Origin of the sequence: Aeromicrobium marinum DSM 15272 (assembly GCF_000160775.2) — a bacterium.
In the GTDB taxonomy this organism is placed as follows: domain Bacteria; phylum Actinomycetota; class Actinomycetes; order Propionibacteriales; family Nocardioidaceae; genus Aeromicrobium; species Aeromicrobium marinum.
Window position 1 is genome coordinate 144885 of sequence record NZ_CM001024.1, and the last position, 16031, is coordinate 160915.

Here is a 16031-nt window from a genome sequence, read left to right on the forward strand (position 1 = left end):
CTGCCCGTCGTCACGGTAGGCGGGTCCGGGTGCACTACGCTGGGCCGAATGACGACGCGCGGCGGTGCCGAGGTCGACGAGCGGACCGGATCGGCGTCCCCCCTGGGCCGTGCCCTGGTGCTCATGGGGGACATGTGGACCGTCCGGCTGGTCCGGGCGGTGTTCGCCGACCAGCGTCGGTTCCAGGACCTGCGCGACGCGCTGGCGATCTCCGACCCGGTCCTGTCGCGCCGGTTGCGCGGACTGGTCGGCGACGGGTTGCTGACGACCCGGGAGTACCAGCTCAAACCTCCGCGGTCGGAGTACCTGCTGACCGAGGCCGGTCTGGACCTGTGGCGGGTCATGGTCGCGCTGTGGACCTGGGACCGGACCTGGGCGGGGCCGCACCACCCCGACGCCGGTCTGCGGCTGCGGCACCTCGTGTGCGGCAACTCCACCCGGCCGGTCTTCGGGTGCGGTCGCTGCGGTGCGATCGGCCTGACCGCGCGTGACGTCGTGGGCACGGTCGACGACCGGCTCCTGCTCGACGTGGTCAGTCGCCGCTCCCGCCGCTCACCGGCGATGAGCAGCCCGATCGACGCGGCCGGCGTGCTGGGGGACCGGTGGTCGACGATGATCCTGTCCGACGCGCTCATGGGCAGCCGGCGGTTCCACGAGTTCGAGGCGCACCTGAAGATCTCACCGGTCACGCTCACGCAGCGGCTGGGGCTGTTCGTCGACACCGGCATGATGACGCGTGAGGCCGTCAGCGCCGGAGCCCGCCGTCAGGAGTACCGCCTCACGCCCAAGGGTCTGGACTTCTTCTCGGTGTCCACGACCCTCAACAGCTGGGCGGCGCGCTGGTTCGCCGACGACGGCCGGTCGGGGCTGTCGCTCGTGCACTCGGCCTGCGGCGCCGAGCTGGAGCCGCAGTTCACCTGCAACTCCTGCAACGGCGTGCTGGAGCGACGACAGATCCGGTTCGAGGGGCCCGGGATCGTGGCCGGCAGTCAGACCGACGACGTGCCGTCGGAGGGCACGGCCTCGATGGCGTGACCGTTGAGCGGTTCGTTGCACGCGCTGCAGTGCAGGATCGAGTGCAGCGTGGCCGTGCAGGGGATGTGGTGCAGCAGCAGCGCCGGTCCGTCCGGTGCCTCGTACCAGCGGTGACCCCACTCGATCATCAGCAGCACGACCGGCAGGAAGGCCTGCCCCTTGGCCGTGAGCCGGTACTCCATCCAGTCGGCGCGTTCGGCGGTCGGCGTCTGGGCGAGCACCCCCAGCTCGGCGAACACGCGCAGCCGGTCGGCGATGATCGTCGGTGAGGCCGACAGTCGCTTCTGGAAGTCGCTGAACCGGGTGGCCCCGAGGAACGACGCACCGAGGATGGCGCTGGACCAGCGGTTGCCGATCAGCTCCATGGTCTCGTCGATGACCTCACTGGGGCGCGGGTCGTTGCGTGACCGTTGACGCCGCGCGGTGGTCGGCAGGTTGCGGTTCCAGTCGCCGCTGGGGCCGATCTTGGCGTCGACCTCGCGCCACTGGATCGGGTGCCGGCAGCCTCCGCAGGTCAGCACGGGGTCGAAGAACTCGCCGCAGGTGGTGTGCCGCATGCGGGGCAGGTCGACCTCGTGCACCCAGCCGCGCTCCCAGGCCCAGATCGCGATGAGGATCGGCCACACCTGACGACCGCGCGCGGTCAGCACGTACTCGTGGCGCACGGGCCGTTCGCTGTACGGCTGCTTGCGCAGGATGTCGGCTGCGACGAGCGAGGCGAGCCGGGTCGTGAGGGCCGATCCGGGGATCGGTCCGAGGTTCATCCAGTCGGTGTACCGGGTCGCACCCCAGAGGGCGTGCCGGATGATCCACAGCGACCACTCGTCGGCCAGCACGCCGTTCGAGACGGCGATGGCGTTGGGTCCTCCCGCCTCGAGCGGGGTCACCTCGCCGTGCTCGTCCAGGCGGACGTCCGGGGCGCTGGTCATGGCACATCAGTATCAGATGAAGGTCGCGACAGCGCCCCCTGAAACTGCTCCGATGCCGTGTGAGGCCCGCCGTTGCAGGGCTCGACACGGGCACCGGGGCGAGGCTCCGGTGTGCTGCTGGCAGGTCGTGCCCGGGTTGTTGACCGGCTGAACCTGATGGGGTATACCTTGGTCACGTTGCTAACTATAGTGACGGTGATCACGCTCCGGTAGTCGGGGTGATCAGCCCGACCAGGAGAGGCGAACAGGTGCTGGAGATATCGAATCTGGTGATGAGGTTCGGCGGAGTCACCGCGCTGGACAGCGTGGGGTTCGCCGTCGCGGACAACGAGATCTGCGGACTGATCGGCCCCAACGGAGCCGGCAAGACCTCGCTGTTCAACTGCGTCACGCGCGTCTACCGCCCCGACGAGGGCACGGTCACCTTCAACGGCGAGGACCTGCTCTCGGCCCGCCGCCACCAGATCGTGCAGCACGGCATCGTGCGCACCTTCCAGAACCTGGCGCTCTTCCCGACCCTCTCGGTCCTCGAGAACACGATGGTCGGCGCGCACAGCGTCAAGAAGCCGCACCTCATCCCGACGATGCTCGGCCTGCCCACCACCCGCAAGGCCCGCAAGGCCGTCGAGCTCGACGCCTGGGACCTGCTGGAGCGCCTCGACCTGGCCGACCTGGCCCACCACCCCGCGGCCGGGCTGCCGTTCGGCACCCTCAAGCGGGTCGAGCTCGCCCGTGCCCTCATCAGTCGCCCGTCGCTGCTGCTGCTCGACGAGCCCGCCGGCGGCCTGACCCACTCGGAGGTCAACGAGCTGGGCGAGCTGATCCTGCAGCTGCGCCGCGACTACGGCTTCAGCGCGCTGCTCGTGGAGCATCACATGGGGCTGGTCATGGGCATCTCCGACCACGTCGTGGCCATGGACTTCGGTCGCGTGATCGCCGACGGCTCGCCCGCCGACGTGCAGCGTGACCCGGCCGTGGCCGCCGCCTACCTGGGGCGTGCCGCGTGAACGCCGCCGCCCCGCTGCTCGAGGTCCGCGGACTCGGCGCCGGCTACGGCCAGGTGTCGGTGCTGCACGACATCGACCTGACCGTCGGCACCGGCGAGGCCGTGGTGGTGCTGGGCGCCAACGGTGCCGGCAAGACCACCCTGCTGCGGGCCGTCTCGGGCCTCATCGGCCACACCGGCGAGATCCGGGTCGACGGACAGGTCGTCTCGAACGCCCGTCCCGACCAGATGCTCGACCGTGGCCTCAGCCTCGTCCCCCAGGGACGCGGCACGCTGACCGCCCTCGACGTCGAGGACAACCTGCGCGTCGGCGGCACGGCACTGGCGAACCGGGGCGAGGTCGACGACGAGATCGACCGCTGGTTCGGGGTCTTCCCGCGGCTGGCCGAGCGACGCAAGCAGGTCGCCGGCACGCTGTCGGGCGGCGAGCAGCAGATGCTCGCCATCGCCCGGGCGCTCATGAGCCGTCCGCGGCTGCTGCTGTGCGACGAGATCAGCCTGGGTCTGGCCCCGCTGATCGTGCAGGAGCTCTTCGAGACGCTGCGCACCGTGAGCGTCGAGTCCGGCACGGCGCTGCTCATGGTCGAGCAGAACGCCGAGCTGGCGCTGGACATCGCGGCCCGCGTCTACCTGCTCGAGGTCGGCGAGGTGGCGTCCTCGGGGACGGCCGCGTCGTTCCGCGAGAACAACAACATCCGTCAAGCGTATCTCGGCTACTAGGACACGACTTCCATGGACATTCTCCTCTCCCGCGTGTTCGCGGGCATGACCTCGGGCTCGATCTACATCCTGATCGCGCTGGCCCTCGTGGTCGTCTTCCGCAGCTCGAGCACCATCAACTTCGCGCAGGGTGAGTTCGCCCTGTTCACCACCTACGTCGCGTGGTGGCTGACCGAGCGCGGCCTGAACATCTGGGTCGTCCTGCTGCCGGTCATCATCCTCGGCTTCATCATGGGAGCCCTGGCCGAACGGTTCCTGATCCGGCCGGTCCGCAAACGTGACGAGACCGCGATCCTCATCATCGGACTCGGCCTCTTCACCGGCCTCAACGGCCTCGACGGCTGGATCTGGGGCTCGGACGAGAAGGTCTTCCCGAACATGTTCCCCTCGGCCGAGGGCACCTACTTCACGATCATGGGCGCCCGCCTGCACTACGACTCGTTGCTGGTCATGATCACCACGGCGGCCGTGGTGCTCGGGCTGACGCTGCTGTTCACCCGCACCAACCTGGGCCTGCAGATGCGGGCCGTGGCGACCAGTCCGGAGTCCGCGGCGCTGTGCGGCATCAAGGTCGGCCGCATCCTGACCCTCAGCTGGGGCCTCTCGGCCGCCATCGGGTCGCTCGCCGGCGTCATGCTCGTGCCGACCATCCCGCCCGGCCAGCTCAACCTGGCCTCGATGTTCCACATCCTGATCTTCGCCGCCGCCGCGGCGTTGCTCGGCGGGCTCGACAGCATCAAGGGTGCCGTCGTCGGCGGCCTGATCCTGGGCGTCGGGCTGGCCCTGATCAACGGTTACGTCAGCTTCATCGGCGGGACCCTCTCCCTGACGTTCGCGCTCATCGTGATCGTGCTCGTCCTCACCGTCCGGCCCACCGGACTCTTCGGCACCCGACGATTGGAGCGCGTGTGAGCACCGACATCGCCTCGCCTGCGGAGACGCAGTCCGAGCCCACCCCCGCCGGCAAGGGCCCGCGGGTCATCGAGCGGGGCACCCGGCCGCACACGATCCTGCTCGCCGTGGGTGCGGTGGCCGCCCTGCTGGTGATCCTCTGGGGCAGCGGCCTCGGCGCCTTCAACCAGGGCCAGCTGACCCGGGTCGCGATCTTCGCGATCGCGATCGCCGGCCTCAACGTGGCCACCGGCTACATCGGCCTGCTGTCCGTCGGCCACTCGGCCTTCTTCGGCCTGGGCGCCTACACGACCGGAGTCCTGGTCGTCAGCTACGGCTGGGACCCGCTCACCACGATCCCGGTGGCGCTCGTGCTGTGCTTCATCGTCGGTCTGTTCGTGGGGCTCCCAGCACTGCGGATCCGAGGGCTCTACCTGGCCATGGTGACGCTGGCGTTCGGTGTCGCGTTCCCCGAGATCATCGCGCACTTCGACGACCTCACCGGTGGCGCGGAGGGCATGATCATCCGCCGCACCGACCTGCGGCCGCCGGAGTGGTCGGGCTTCACCCTCGGTGAGCGGACCCAGTGGCTCTACTGGCTGTGCGTCGTCGTCCTGCTGATCGTGATGCTGCTGATCCACAACCTGGTGCGCAGCCGCTACGGCATGGCGATGATCGCGATCCGCGAGAACGAGGTCGCCGCCTCGGCGTCCGGCATCGACATCGCCGTCATGAAGACCACGGCGTTCGGCGTCTCCGGTGCGATCACCGGGGTCGGCGGCAGCCTCTTCGCGATGTACCTCGGCAGCCTGTTCGCCGAGGGCTCGTTCACCCTGCTGGCCGGCATCACCCTGCTGATCGGCCTGGTCATCGGGGGTGAGGCCACCCGCAGCGGACCGCTGCTGGGAGCGCTCGCCGTCGTGTACGTGCCCTACTACACGTCCGACATCGGGCAGGGTCAGTCGGCCGCCGTGCTGTTCGCGGTCGTCCTGATCTTCGTCATCTTCGTGGCACCGTCCGGCATCGCCGGTGGCGTCACCAAGGCGGTCCGCAAGGTCCTCGTGATCGTGCCGTCCGATCCGCGCCGATCGAAGAAGGAGCGCGCCACCTAGACACCCGCTCCACCCTCATCAGTTGTCCCGACGGGATGCACCCCCGCACCCCGCCGCGCAGAAACGCAGAAAGGTAAGCCATGAAGACCACCCCCGGCACGCGGTACACCCGCATCGCCCTTCCCCTCGCGACAGCCGCCCTGCTGACGCTCTCGGCCTGCGGGTCCGGCAGCGAGGAGTCCGGAGAGGCCGCCGACTCGGCGATCGACCCGGCCGACTTCAGCATCAACCTCGACGACTGCACCGATCCGGCCGCGGTCACCGAGGAGATCACCGACACCTTCACGATCGGCTACAGCGCCCCGCTGTCCGGTCCGGTCGCCGGTGCGGTCGAGCTGGCCACGGCCGGCTACGACGCCCGCATCGCCGCCGAGAACGAGGCCGGCGGCATCGACGGCGTCATGATCGAGGTCATCTACAAGGACGACGCGTTCGCGCCCGACAAGGCCAAGGCCAACGGCACCGAGTTCATCGACAGCATCGGCGTCGACGCCCTCGCGACCTTCGGCACCGGCCCGCTGAGCGCGATGGTCGACGACCAGAACGCCGCGTGCGTCCCGATGCTGTACCCGAGCTCGTCGACCAAGGACTACGTCGACATCGAAGAGTTCCCGTGGACCACCACGATCCTGCCGCTGGCCGAGAACGAGGCCAAGTTCCTCGTCGACCTGATCCAGGACCGCTACGACGAGGACGTCAAGGTCGGCATCGCCGAGAACGAGACCGCGTCGGGTTCGGTCCAGAGCGAGGCCTTCCAGGCCGCCGCCGAGGACGCCGGGCTGGAGATCACCGCGATCGTCTCCGACGCCGACCCGGTCGCCGCGGCGACCGAGCTGCTGTCGCAGGACGTCGAGGTCGTCTACCACGGTGGCGTGACCGGCACCTGTGCCGCGTTCGACATCGCCAGCGGCCGCGTGGGCTACGAGCCCGACCTGGTGCTCAAGCCCAGCAACTGCGTCAACGCCGTGGAGTACATCTCCGCCGGTGACGCCGCGGACGGCATCGAGCTGGGTGCGTTCGGCAAGGACCCCAACGCCCCCGAGAACGCCGACGACGAGGGTGTCGCCCTCTACCGTGAGCAGATGGAGGCCGCCGGTGTCCCGGAGGACGTCATCGGCAACGCCGTGGCCGTGTCGGGCTGGACCCAGGCCGACCTGGTCATCAACACGCTGAAGCAGGCTGCTGCCTCGGACGACGGACTGACGCGCCTCAGCGTCATGGCCGCCGCCCGCGACCAGGACTACGCCTCGCCGATGCTGATCAACGGCATCCAGTGGTACAGCACCCCCGAGCTGCTGACCGGCATCGACGGGTTCCGCCCGATCACCTGGAACGCTGCCGAGCAGCGCTTCGAGCCGGCCGGAGAGGTCATCTCGATCCGCCCGGAGTGATCTGAGTCAGGCGACGGGACCGCAGCCACCGGCTGCGGTCCCGTCGTCATGTACGGCGACCGACGAACAGCGTCAGCACGGCGACCGCGGCCGACACGGCAGCGAGGACCGCGGCGACGGTCAGCAGGGAGCCGGTGGTGGAGGTGACCACGGCGTCGACGAGGGCCCGGTTCTCCGGTGCCGCCGCGTCGGTCAGGCGGGACCGGGCCCGGACCACCGCCAGCCACACCAGCGCGGCGCCCAGCACCCCTCCGACCGCCAGGCTCCGCACGGTCCGGGTGCGCAGCGGTGAGATGACCAGAGCGGCGACGACCAGGCCCGCGGCCACCAGCGGTAGCACGCGCGCCAGGGTGTCGAGGCGCCGGTAGTCGTCGCGGACGGTGTCGACCGTCGAGGCCGGCAGCACCGTGAACGACACGGTGAGCGGTGGGAGGTCGGCAGTCGGCAGCGGACCCAGCGACGTCATCGTGTCGGCCAGGATCGCGCCGAAGTCCAGGGTGACGTCGGCACCGCCCTCGACCGGCGCGTCGCTCTGCAGCACGGCGATCGTCTGCTCGTGGGCCGACCGGTTGGCCGCCTCCCACACGGGCCGGAACTGCGGGCTGGCGACCACCGCGGCGACGGAGTCCGCGACCAGACCACCGGCGAGGTCGGCGATGTCGGGCCCCAGCAGGTCTGCCACCTGGTCCCGCGCGGTGCTGGTCGACAGCTCGGACAGGGCCGCGACGACGTCGGGGTCGTCGGCCAACGGGCCGACGGTGGCGACGTACCGGTCGGTGTCGGCCACCCGCGCCTCCAGCCACACCGCGGACACCGCGGCGGGCAGCGCGACGATCCACGCCAGGACCATCAGTCCTGCCACCAGTCTGCGCATCGGTGTCGCGGATCAGTCGCTGCGGCGCGCGAGGGTGAGAGCGAAGTCGCCGTCGCTCCACAGCTGGTCGACCGCGAACCCGGCAGCGGTGAGCTCGGCACGCAACCCGTCGGGGCGGAACTTGGTGGAGATCTCGACGCGGATCTCCTCCCCGCTGGCCAGGTCGATCTGCAGGTCGGCACCGGGGATGCGGACCCGTTGCGGCATCTCGGACCGCAGGCGCAGGTCCATGCGCTCCATGTGGGGGTCCCAGAACGGGACGTAGCTGAAGGAGCCGGCGTCGAAGTCGGCGCCGAGCTCACGGTTGACCACGTGCAGCGCGTTGGTGACGAACTCCCGGGTGACGCCCTGGGAGTCGTCGTAGGCGGCGATCAGCCGGTCGCTGCTCTTGACCAGGTCGGTGCCGAGCAGCACGAAGTCGCCGGGCGCCAGCGAGTCGGCGAGGGCCCCGAGGAAGGCGGCCCGCTCCTCGACGTACAGGTTGCCGATCGTGCCGCCGAGGAAGGCGACGATCTTGCGCCCCCCGGCGGGCAGGTGCCCCAGGTGCAGGGTGAAGTCGCCCACCACGGCCTCGACCAGCAGGCCGGGGTACCGCTCGGCGAGCTCGGCGGCCGCCGTGCGCAACGTGGCCTCGGAGACGTCGACCGGCACGAACCGGTCGAGTGCGCCGGCGCTGCTGAACGCGTCGAGCAGGGTGCGGGTCTTGTCGCTGGTGCCGCTGCCGAGCTCGACGACGGTGTCGGCGCCGGTGAGCGTGACGATCTCGTCGGCGTGGGCGGCGATGAGGGCACGCTCGGCCTCGGTGGGGTAGTACTCCGGCAGCCGGGTGATGCGGTCGAACAGCTCGGACCCGCGGTCGTCGTACAACCACTTGGGCGGCAGGGTGCGCGGGAATCCGCCCAGTCCGCGACGGACGTCGTCGACCAGGCTGCCGGACGCCCAGTCGGGATCCAGCAGCACTGACACGACGGGCTCTCGACGGTTCGTCATGCCGGCACCTGCGTGGGAAAGGCACGGTACGCAGTCACCGGCATGAAGGCTCCTTGGTTCACTCGCTGACGCTCGCTCATGCCGGCACCCCGCCGTCGGCGAGGCGGACGCCGGACATCGCCCAGCGGGCGCCGGGCGGGAAGAAGTTGCGGTAGGTCAGGCGGGCGTGACCGGGCGGGGTGAGGGCGCAGCCGCCGCGCAGCACCATCTGGTTCGACATGAACTTGCCGTTGTACTCGCCGATCGCGCCGGCCGCCGGGTGGAAGCCCGGGTAGGGCAGGTACGACGAGCTGGTCCACTCCCAGCAGTCGCCGTAGACCTGGCGCAGGTGACCGGTGGCCGGCCCGGCGGGACGGGCGTGGAACGTCTGCAGATCGGCGAGGTTGCCGCCCGCGACCGACGCGTCGCCCTGGCCGTCGGCGACCACCGCGTGCTCCCACTCGGCCTCCGTCGGCAGCCGGCGACCGGCCCACGTGGCGTAGGCGTCGGCCTCGTAGTGGCTGACGTGGGTGACCGGCAGGCCTGGGTCGACCGGCTGGGTGCCGTGCAGCGTGTGCTCGTGCCAGACCCCGTCGAGCTCGGTCCAGTAGAACGGTGAGGACCAACCCTGCGCCTGCACCGCGGCCCAGCCGTCGGACAGCCACAGCTCGGGCCGGGCGTAGCCGCGGTCGGCCATGAAGTGCATCCACTCGCCGTTGGTGACCAGCCGGTCGGCGATCCGGTACGGCTCCAGCCACTGCCGGTGGCGCGGCAGCTCGTTGTCGAAGCCGAACCCGCCGCCGGGGTGGCCGACCTCGACCAGTCCGCCCTCGACGTCGACCCACCCGGCGGTGTCGGGCTCGCTGCGCGGCAGGGGCGACCCGGCGTAGACCGGCTGCAACGGGTTGACCGAGAGCACGTGCTTGATGTCCATGAGCAGCAGCTCCTGGTGCTGCTGCTCGTGGTGGAAGCCCAGCTCGATCGTGGCCGAGAGCTTGTCGAGCATGCCGCCGTCCATCGTGGTGACCAGGTCGCGGACCCGGGCGTCGACGTTGCCGCGGTACAGGCCCACGTCGTGCGCGCCGGGCCGGGTGATGTGGCCGCGCTCGGAGCGGGAGTAGCGGGGGCCGACGGCCTCGTAGTAGCTGTTGAACAGGAACCAGTAGGTGTCCTGGAAGGGCGCGAAGGAAGGCTCGGCCTCGGCCAGCAGGAAGGTCTCGAAGAACCACGTGACGTGGGCGCGGTGCCACTTGGTGGGGGAGACGTCGGGCATCGACTGGACGGTCTGGTCCTCCGGCGACAGCGGTGCCGCCAGCGTCTCGGTGTGGGACCGGACCTCGTCGTACCGGGCGATCAAGGTGTCGGCGTCGGACGACGTCGTCATGAGGGGCTCCTCGCAGCAGCGTTCTTCCAGCCTAGGCACCGGCTCGGACATGTGCACGGTGTCGGTACCCGATGTCAGGAGGTGTTCACCATCTGTCGTGGCAGGCTGGGACGGTGATCGACATCGAGACCGTCAGGGCCGACACCCCCGCGTGTGCCGACCAGGTGTTCCTCGACAGCGCCGGCTCCTCGCTGCCGCCGCGCCAGGTGGTCGACACCGTCGTGGGCCACCTGCGGCGGGAGGCGGAGGTCGGCGGGTACCGGGCCGCGACCGAGCGCGCCGAGGACCTGGCCGCGCTGCCGCTCGCGCTCGCGCGGGTCGTCGGCGGCGAGGCGGGCACCATCGCGCTGACCGACAGTGCCACCCGCGCCTGGGCCCAGTTCGTCTCCGCGGTGCCGCTGGAGCGCGGGGACCGGGTGCTGATCACCGGGGTCGAGTACGCCAGCAACGCGATCATGCTGCTGCAGCGGGTGCGGGCGGCCGGCATCTCGGTCGAGGTCGTGCCGAGCGACGCCGCCGGTCGGGTCGACCTGGAGGCGCTCGACGCGATGATCGACGACCGCGTGCGCCTGGTCTCGCTGGTGCACGTGCCGTCGACCAGCGGGATCGTCAACCCGGTGCGGGAGGTCGTCGACCTCGCCCACCGGCACGGAGCGCTCGTGGTGCTCGACGCCTGCCAGTCGGTCGGGCAGATCGACGTCGACGTGCAGGCCCTCGGCGTCGACGCGCTGTCGGCGACGGGTCGCAAGTGGTTGCGGGCACCGCGCGGCACCGGGTTCCTGTACGTCCGGCCGGGCCTGGCGTCGACCCTGGAGCCGGCCGTCGTCGACCTGCACGGAGGTACCTGGACCGGCGCCGACGCCTACGAGCTCGCGGCGGATGCGACCCGCTTCCAGCTGTGGGAGGGCGACGTCGCCGGCCGGCTGGGGCTCGGCGTCGCCGCCGAGCTGCTGCTGCGGCTGGGGCCGGCCGAGGTCGAGCGAGCGGTGGCTGCGCGTGGCCACACCCTGCGGTCCCTGCTGGGAGCGGTGCCGGGGGTGAACGTCCACGACCACGGCGACCCGCTGTGCGGGATCGTGACGTTCACGGTCGACGGGATCGACCCGGCACAGGTGAAGGGCCGGCTGGAGGCCGACGGCGTGACCGTGACGGTCGGCGGCCGGCACTCGACCCTCCTCGACCTCACGGCCCGGGGCCTCACCGGCATCGTGCGGGCCTCGCCCCACTACTTCGTCACCGACGCCCAGCTCGAACAGGCCGCCGCAGCCGTCGCCCACCTCCGCTGAGGTTTCCCAGGAAATCCTGGGAAACTGACACCGATCACAGGTTGCAACAGGGGTCAGGTGACAGTTTTCTGGGATTTCCTGGGAATCAGCGAGGGGGTCAGTCGGTGAAGCGGGCGGTGATCGAGTCGCTGACGGGGAGGGACTGACAGGCCAGCCGTCGTCCTGCGGCGAGGTCGACGCCGTCCAGGCTGTGGCCCTCCAGCAGGGTGACCTCGCCGGACACGAGCGTGAAGAGGCAACCACCGCAGTGCCCCTCGCGGCACACGTACGGGATGTCCAGCCCGGCGTCGATGAGCGGGTCGAGCAGCACCCGGTCCCGCGACCAGCTGACCCTGCTGTGGTGGCCACCTACCTCCACCAGGGCCTCCACGGGAGGTCCCGCGACCACCGCACCCGGCGGCGGGGCGGCGGAGGAGGTGGCGACGCTGAACCGCTCGGTGCGGAACCGGTCGGGCCCGAGTCCGAGACGCTCGGCGGCCGACTCGATCACCGCGAGGAACGCCGGTGGACCGCAGACGAACAGCTCGTCGGCATCGACGCGGTCGCGCAGCAGCTCGGCCCAGATGTCGGGGTGGGGCAGCCCGTCGGTGTCGTCGTACCTCGACACCACCTCGAGGCGGTCGGGGTGCTCGGCCTGCAGTTGCGCCACGTCCTCGGCGAACATCACCTCGGCCGCCGTGGTGTCGGCACGCAGGAGCACCACGCGGCCGGTGCCACCGGCCAGCACGGTGCGGGCGATGCCGAGCACGGGGGTGATGCCGCTGCCGGCGGCGACCAGCAGGAAGCGGTGGTCGAGGTCGCGGGGCACGAAGGTGCCGCTGGGCACCGACGACCGCACCCGGGTGCCGGGTCGGGCCTCGTCGAGCAGCCACGCGGATCCGCGGCCGTCGGCGGTGCGCTTGGCGCCGATCGTGATCGCTCCCTCGCCGGGAGGGCCGCACAACGAGTACGAGCGGGTGAGGGTCGTGCCACCCACCGGCAGGTCGAGGGTGACGTGCTGGCCGGGGCGGAAGGTCACCTCCCGGCCGTCGGCCGGATGCAGGGTGAGGGCGGCGGAGGACCCGGTGAGGGGCCGGACGTCGGTGACCTCCCACGTGATGCGGCGGGGCGCGGCGGCCGACCGCGGGCTCGTCCGCGGTCCGGGGGCGATGGACGCCAGCAGGCGTGCACCCTCCCTGACACCCGAACCGATCAGCCCGGTCGCGCTCACCACTGTCGGTCCTGGGAGATCAGCATGGAACGATCCTAGCGCCTGATGTGCCATTGACCAATGTCGAATACCGGATGAGGTGGACGAGCTGTGCCAGCATGGGTCATGGCCACCTCCCACAGCATCGAGCTCACCCAGGCCACGACGGCCCCGCCGGCCGCCGTCTGGGACGTCATCACCGACCTCGACGCGGCCCCCGACGTCCTCAGCGGGGTCGACCGGGTCGAACGGATCGAGGGGCCGGGCTACGCCGTCGGCACCCGGTGGCGCGAGACGCGCACCATGATGGGCAAGTCGGCCAGCGAGGAGATGGTGGTCACGGCGGTCGAGCCCACCTCGCGCACCGTCGTCGAGGCCGACGGCGGGGGCGTGCACTACCGCAGCGAGTTCGAGCTGGTCCCCGACGGCTCCGGGACGACGATCGTGTTCCGGTTCAGCGGGGAGCAGGTCGGCACGCCGTCGGTCGTGCAGCGGCTGGTGTGGCGGGCGTTCGGGGGTCTCGGCCTGAAGCTGACGTCGAAGGTCATGCGGACCGACCTGGCCGACATCGCCGCGGCTGCCGAGGCGCGGACGGTCTGACCTAGCGGCGCACGCCGGTCAGGTCGGGCAGCAGCACCGGGCCGGTCTTGCGGTCCAGGTTGGCCACGTGCTGTTCCATGCGTTCGATCGCCGCGAGCAGCTGCGGCACGACGTCGACGAGGCTGGCGATCGTCACGGCGGCCGTGGTCAGATCGGCGAGCTGGCCGGGGAGCGGCTCGGCCGAGACCGCCAACGAGTCCAGCGGTGCGCCGATGGCTTCCAGTGCGGCCAGCTGGGCCTGCAGCGCGGCGATCTGCTCGCGGATGGGGCCGATCTCGTCGCTCAGGGTGGCTAGCGTACCGGCTGCGACCTCGATGCCGGCCGCACTGCTGGAGAGTCCGGTGGCGACCTCCAGCAGCTGCGTCAGCTGGTCGCCGACGAGGGGGATCTGCTCGACCACCTCCAGCACCGACGGCACGACGTCCTGGACGTTGCCGTCGATGCGCTCGACCTGCTCGATCGTCTCGGGGGCGTCCTGCACGACTCCGGCTGCCGTCGTGAGCTCGGGGGCGGTGCGCGCCAGCTGCACCAGGAACGGGACCGAGATGGCCAACCCGACGATCGCCAGGGTCAGCACCACGACCAGCTGCACCGCGATGACGCGCGTGGCCCACGGGGGCAGGGAGCTGAGCGGATTCATGGTGGTGCCTCTCGACGACGTTGTCTGCGACGCAAAGTATCAGTTACATGAGGTAGCAGACAAGGTAGAGTGCGTCACGTGAGCACCGCCAACGTCGTCGACGGCCGCACCGCCCGGTGGCGCGGCCAGCGTGAGCGTCGGCGGACCGAGATCGTCGACACGGCGGTCGAGGTGATCTCCCGGGTCGGCCCCACGGCGTCCGTGGCCGACGTGGTCGCCGCGTGCGGCATCACGCGGCCCGTCCTGTACCGGCACTTCGACGGTCGGGACGACCTCGACCGGGCGATCGCGGACCGGTGCTCGCTGATGCTGCTCGACCACCTGCAGGGCCGGCTCAGCGCCGACGGCGGCATCGAGGCGGGCCTGCGGCGGGCCGTCGACACCTACCTGGACTTCGTGCTGCAGCACCGTCACCTCTACGACTTCACCCGCTCGGCCGACCGTGGCCGGCCCGGGGCCGAGGTCGTCGACCGCATCCGTGCGGTCGTCGTCGCGGTCGTCGCTGCCGCAGCGGCCGAGCTGATGGAGGAACCCGACGAGCTCGGGGTGCCGCTCGACGACGTGTTCGCGGTCGGTCTGGTCGGCATGGCCGACGGTGTCGTGTCGCACTGGCTGTCGCATCCCGACCGGATCACCCGGCAGCGGATGACCGAGGGACTCGTGAGCCTCCTGACCGCCGCGATCGAGTCGGTGGTACGTCCCGCCTGATCCGGATCTGTGGCCCAGGTCACAGACGCGTTGTATCCTTCGGGCAGGTGGGAGCCGATGGAGGAACGATGGACCGGCGGACCCGACCGACCCTGCTGCTCGTCGCGGCCATGATCATGACCGGCCTCGCGCTCGCGCCCCCCGGCAGCGGCCGAGCCCACGGCGCCGGAGTCCGACGGCTACATCGTGCAGTTGAAGGAAGCGCAGGATCCCGGGGTGCTGGCCCTGCTGGACGTGCTCAAGGTCGTCAACCGCCTGCTGTCGCCCGGCTCGGCCGGACCCACCTACGTGTACACCGAGGCCGCCTACGGGTTCGCGGCCGAGCTCACCCCAGCCGAGGCCGAGGCGCTGCGCGCCGACCCCGAGGTCGAGTCGGTCCGCCCCGACATCGAGGTCACCGCCTCGGGCACCCAGTCCGACGCGCCCTGGGGGCTGGACCGTTCCGACCAGCGGGCCCTGCCGCTCGACGGCGGGTACAGCTTCCCTGACGCGGCCGGGGCGGGCGCCCACGTGTACGTCGTCGACACCGGTCTCGACGCCGGGCACGCCGACTTCTCCGGACGCGTCGGTGTGAGCCGCAACTTCGTGTCGGGTGGGTTGCTCGGTGGTCTCGACCCGGCAGGCTGGGGCGACTGCAACGGTCACGGCACCCACGTCGCGTCGACGGCCGTCGGTTCGACCTACGGCGTCGCGAAGCGGGCCACGGTCCATGCCGTGCGGGTGCTCGACTGCCGGGGCTCCGGGACGGGTGCGGCGATCCTCGCCGGCCTCGACTGGGTGATGCGCAACCAGCAGGGGCCCGCCGTCGTCAACCTGTCGCTGGGCAGCTCGGGGCGGTCGGCGGACCTGGACCGGGCGACCCGGCGCCTGCTCGACTCCGGCATCGCCGTCAGCGTCGCGGCCGGCAACAGTTCCAGTGACGCCTGCCGCTTCTCCCCGGGTGCGGTGCCCGGCGTGCTGACGGTGGGCGCCACCACGCGCACCGACCAGCGGGCCGACTTCTCCAACACCGGGACCTGTGTCGACGTGTTCGCGCCGGGCCACCGGATCGAGGGCGCGGCCCACCGTTCGACCACGGGATCGCGGACGCTCAGCGGGACGTCGATGGCCGCGCCGCACGTCGCCGGTGCCCTGGCCGTGGTGCGCGGCGCGAACCCGGGCCTGTCGGCGTCCGCCGCCCAGGCTGCGGTCGTGTCCGCGGCCACGCCCGGCGTCGTCGCCGACGCCGGCCCCGGGTCGACCCGGTCGCTGTTGTTCGTCGCCGGGGGCGCTCCACCCGCCGCTCCAGCGCCCGCAC

At 71.1% G+C, this 16031-nt stretch carries 16 protein-coding genes; 10 read left to right on the forward strand and 6 right to left on the reverse strand.

From position 1 onward, the window contains the following. Positions 1-48 precede the first annotated feature (48 nt). Positions 49-1035: a winged helix-turn-helix transcriptional regulator gene (locus tag HMPREF0063_RS00850; protein ID WP_007076746.1), complete on the forward strand. Its 987-nt coding sequence runs from the start codon at positions 49-51 to the stop codon at positions 1033-1035. On the opposite strand, the gene HMPREF0063_RS00855 is transcribed toward HMPREF0063_RS00850, so the two are convergent. Next, positions 990-1964, reverse strand: coding sequence for a winged helix-turn-helix transcriptional regulator (locus HMPREF0063_RS00855; RefSeq protein WP_007076747.1), 975 nt, complete (start codon positions 1962-1964; stop codon positions 990-992). The genes HMPREF0063_RS00850 and HMPREF0063_RS00855 overlap by 46 nt on opposite strands. 272 nt (positions 1965-2236) lie before the next feature. Between HMPREF0063_RS00855 and HMPREF0063_RS00860 the strand changes: the two genes are divergently transcribed. From HMPREF0063_RS00860 to HMPREF0063_RS00880, 5 genes are all read left to right on the forward strand, one after another. Next, on the forward strand, positions 2237-2971 hold the full coding sequence (locus HMPREF0063_RS00860) for an ABC transporter ATP-binding protein (protein WP_050760866.1): 735 nt from the start codon (positions 2237-2239) through the stop codon (positions 2969-2971). Beyond that, positions 2968-3690, forward strand: a complete 723-nt coding sequence (locus HMPREF0063_RS00865) for an ABC transporter ATP-binding protein (RefSeq protein ID WP_007076749.1) — start codon at positions 2968-2970, stop codon at positions 3688-3690. The genes HMPREF0063_RS00860 and HMPREF0063_RS00865 overlap by 4 nt, the downstream gene beginning before the upstream one ends. Before the next feature lie 12 nt (positions 3691-3702). After that, positions 3703-4602 carry a branched-chain amino acid ABC transporter permease gene (locus HMPREF0063_RS00870; protein ID WP_007076750.1) on the forward strand — a complete coding sequence of 300 codons (900 nt, stop codon included), beginning with the start codon at positions 3703-3705 and terminating at the stop codon, positions 4600-4602. Then, positions 4599-5693, forward strand: a complete 1095-nt coding sequence (locus tag HMPREF0063_RS00875) for a branched-chain amino acid ABC transporter permease (protein WP_007076751.1) — start codon at positions 4599-4601, stop codon at positions 5691-5693. The genes HMPREF0063_RS00870 and HMPREF0063_RS00875 overlap by 4 nt, the downstream gene beginning before the upstream one ends. 80 nt (positions 5694-5773) lie before the next feature. After that, positions 5774-7084, forward strand: coding sequence for an ABC transporter substrate-binding protein (locus tag HMPREF0063_RS00880; RefSeq protein ID WP_007076752.1), 1311 nt, complete (start codon positions 5774-5776; stop codon positions 7082-7084). 46 nt (positions 7085-7130) lie between these two features. Here the strand turns inward: HMPREF0063_RS00880 and HMPREF0063_RS00885 are convergent, their stop codons facing one another. The 3 genes from HMPREF0063_RS00885 to egtB form a co-directional block, all read right to left on the reverse strand. Continuing rightward, the gene (locus tag HMPREF0063_RS00885; protein ID WP_156793993.1) at positions 7131-7958 is read right to left on the reverse strand and encodes a hypothetical protein; all 828 of its coding nucleotides are present in this window, start codon (positions 7956-7958) and stop codon (positions 7131-7133) included. Between the two features lie 12 nt (positions 7959-7970). Then, the gene (gene egtD / locus HMPREF0063_RS00890; RefSeq protein WP_007076754.1) at positions 7971-8948 is read right to left on the reverse strand and encodes an L-histidine N(alpha)-methyltransferase; all 978 of its coding nucleotides are present in this window, start codon (positions 8946-8948) and stop codon (positions 7971-7973) included. Between the two features lie 76 nt (positions 8949-9024). Then, a complete protein-coding gene (egtB, locus tag HMPREF0063_RS00895) occupies positions 9025-10311 on the reverse strand; it encodes an ergothioneine biosynthesis protein EgtB (protein ID WP_040320008.1) in 1287 nt (428 codons plus the stop codon). A gap of 113 nt (positions 10312-10424) precedes the next feature. Between egtB and HMPREF0063_RS00900 the strand changes: the two genes are divergently transcribed. Next, on the forward strand, positions 10425-11597 hold the full coding sequence (locus tag HMPREF0063_RS00900) for an aminotransferase class V-fold PLP-dependent enzyme (RefSeq protein WP_040320009.1): 1173 nt from the start codon (positions 10425-10427) through the stop codon (positions 11595-11597). A gap of 97 nt (positions 11598-11694) precedes the next feature. Here HMPREF0063_RS00900 and HMPREF0063_RS00905 read toward each other — a convergent pair whose 3' ends face one another. After that, the gene (locus HMPREF0063_RS00905; RefSeq protein WP_050760867.1) at positions 11695-12807 is read right to left on the reverse strand and encodes a ferredoxin--NADP reductase; all 1113 of its coding nucleotides are present in this window, start codon (positions 12805-12807) and stop codon (positions 11695-11697) included. A 105-nt stretch (positions 12808-12912) separates the two neighbouring features. Here HMPREF0063_RS00905 and HMPREF0063_RS00910 point away from each other — a divergent pair, with 105 nt between their 5' ends. After that, on the forward strand, positions 12913-13386 hold the full coding sequence (locus tag HMPREF0063_RS00910) for an SRPBCC family protein (RefSeq protein WP_040320010.1): 474 nt from the start codon (positions 12913-12915) through the stop codon (positions 13384-13386). Position 13387: 1 nt separating this feature from the next. On the opposite strand, the gene HMPREF0063_RS00915 is transcribed toward HMPREF0063_RS00910, so the two are convergent. Beyond that, a complete protein-coding gene (locus tag HMPREF0063_RS00915) occupies positions 13388-14026 on the reverse strand; it encodes a hypothetical protein (RefSeq protein WP_007076759.1) in 639 nt (212 codons plus the stop codon). A 78-nt stretch (positions 14027-14104) separates the two neighbouring features. Here HMPREF0063_RS00915 and HMPREF0063_RS15495 point away from each other — a divergent pair, with 78 nt between their 5' ends. Together HMPREF0063_RS15495 and HMPREF0063_RS00925 are read left to right on the forward strand one after the other, a co-directional pair. Next, positions 14105-14734 carry a TetR/AcrR family transcriptional regulator gene (locus HMPREF0063_RS15495; RefSeq protein ID WP_007076760.1) on the forward strand — a complete coding sequence of 210 codons (630 nt, stop codon included), beginning with the start codon at positions 14105-14107 and terminating at the stop codon, positions 14732-14734. A gap of 192 nt (positions 14735-14926) precedes the next feature. Then, positions 14927-16031: S8 family peptidase (locus HMPREF0063_RS00925; RefSeq protein ID WP_156793994.1), on the forward strand; the 1105-nt coding region annotated here is incomplete at its 3' end.

Coding starts and splice junctions, on each gene's coding strand:
- HMPREF0063_RS00850 (WP_007076746.1), top strand. CDS start 49: ATGACGACGCGCGGCGGTGCCGAGGTCGACGAGCGGACCGGATCGGCG.
- HMPREF0063_RS00860 (WP_050760866.1), top strand. CDS start 2,237: ATGAGGTTCGGCGGAGTCACCGCGCTGGACAGCGTGGGGTTCGCCGTC.
- egtD (WP_007076754.1), bottom strand. CDS start 8,948: ATGACGAACCGTCGAGAGCCCGTCGTGTCAGTGCTGCTGGATCCCGAC.
- HMPREF0063_RS00915 (WP_007076759.1), bottom strand. CDS start 14,026: ATGAATCCGCTCAGCTCCCTGCCCCCGTGGGCCACGCGCGTCATCGCG.
- HMPREF0063_RS00870 (WP_007076750.1), top strand. CDS start 3,703: ATGGACATTCTCCTCTCCCGCGTGTTCGCGGGCATGACCTCGGGCTCG.
- HMPREF0063_RS00880 (WP_007076752.1), top strand. CDS start 5,774: ATGAAGACCACCCCCGGCACGCGGTACACCCGCATCGCCCTTCCCCTC.
- HMPREF0063_RS00885 (WP_156793993.1), bottom strand. CDS start 7,958: ATGCGCAGACTGGTGGCAGGACTGATGGTCCTGGCGTGGATCGTCGCG.
- HMPREF0063_RS00910 (WP_040320010.1), top strand. CDS start 12,913: ATGGCCACCTCCCACAGCATCGAGCTCACCCAGGCCACGACGGCCCCG.
- HMPREF0063_RS00855 (WP_007076747.1), bottom strand. CDS start 1,964: ATGACCAGCGCCCCGGACGTCCGCCTGGACGAGCACGGCGAGGTGACC.
- egtB (WP_040320008.1), bottom strand. CDS start 10,311: ATGACGACGTCGTCCGACGCCGACACCTTGATCGCCCGGTACGACGAG.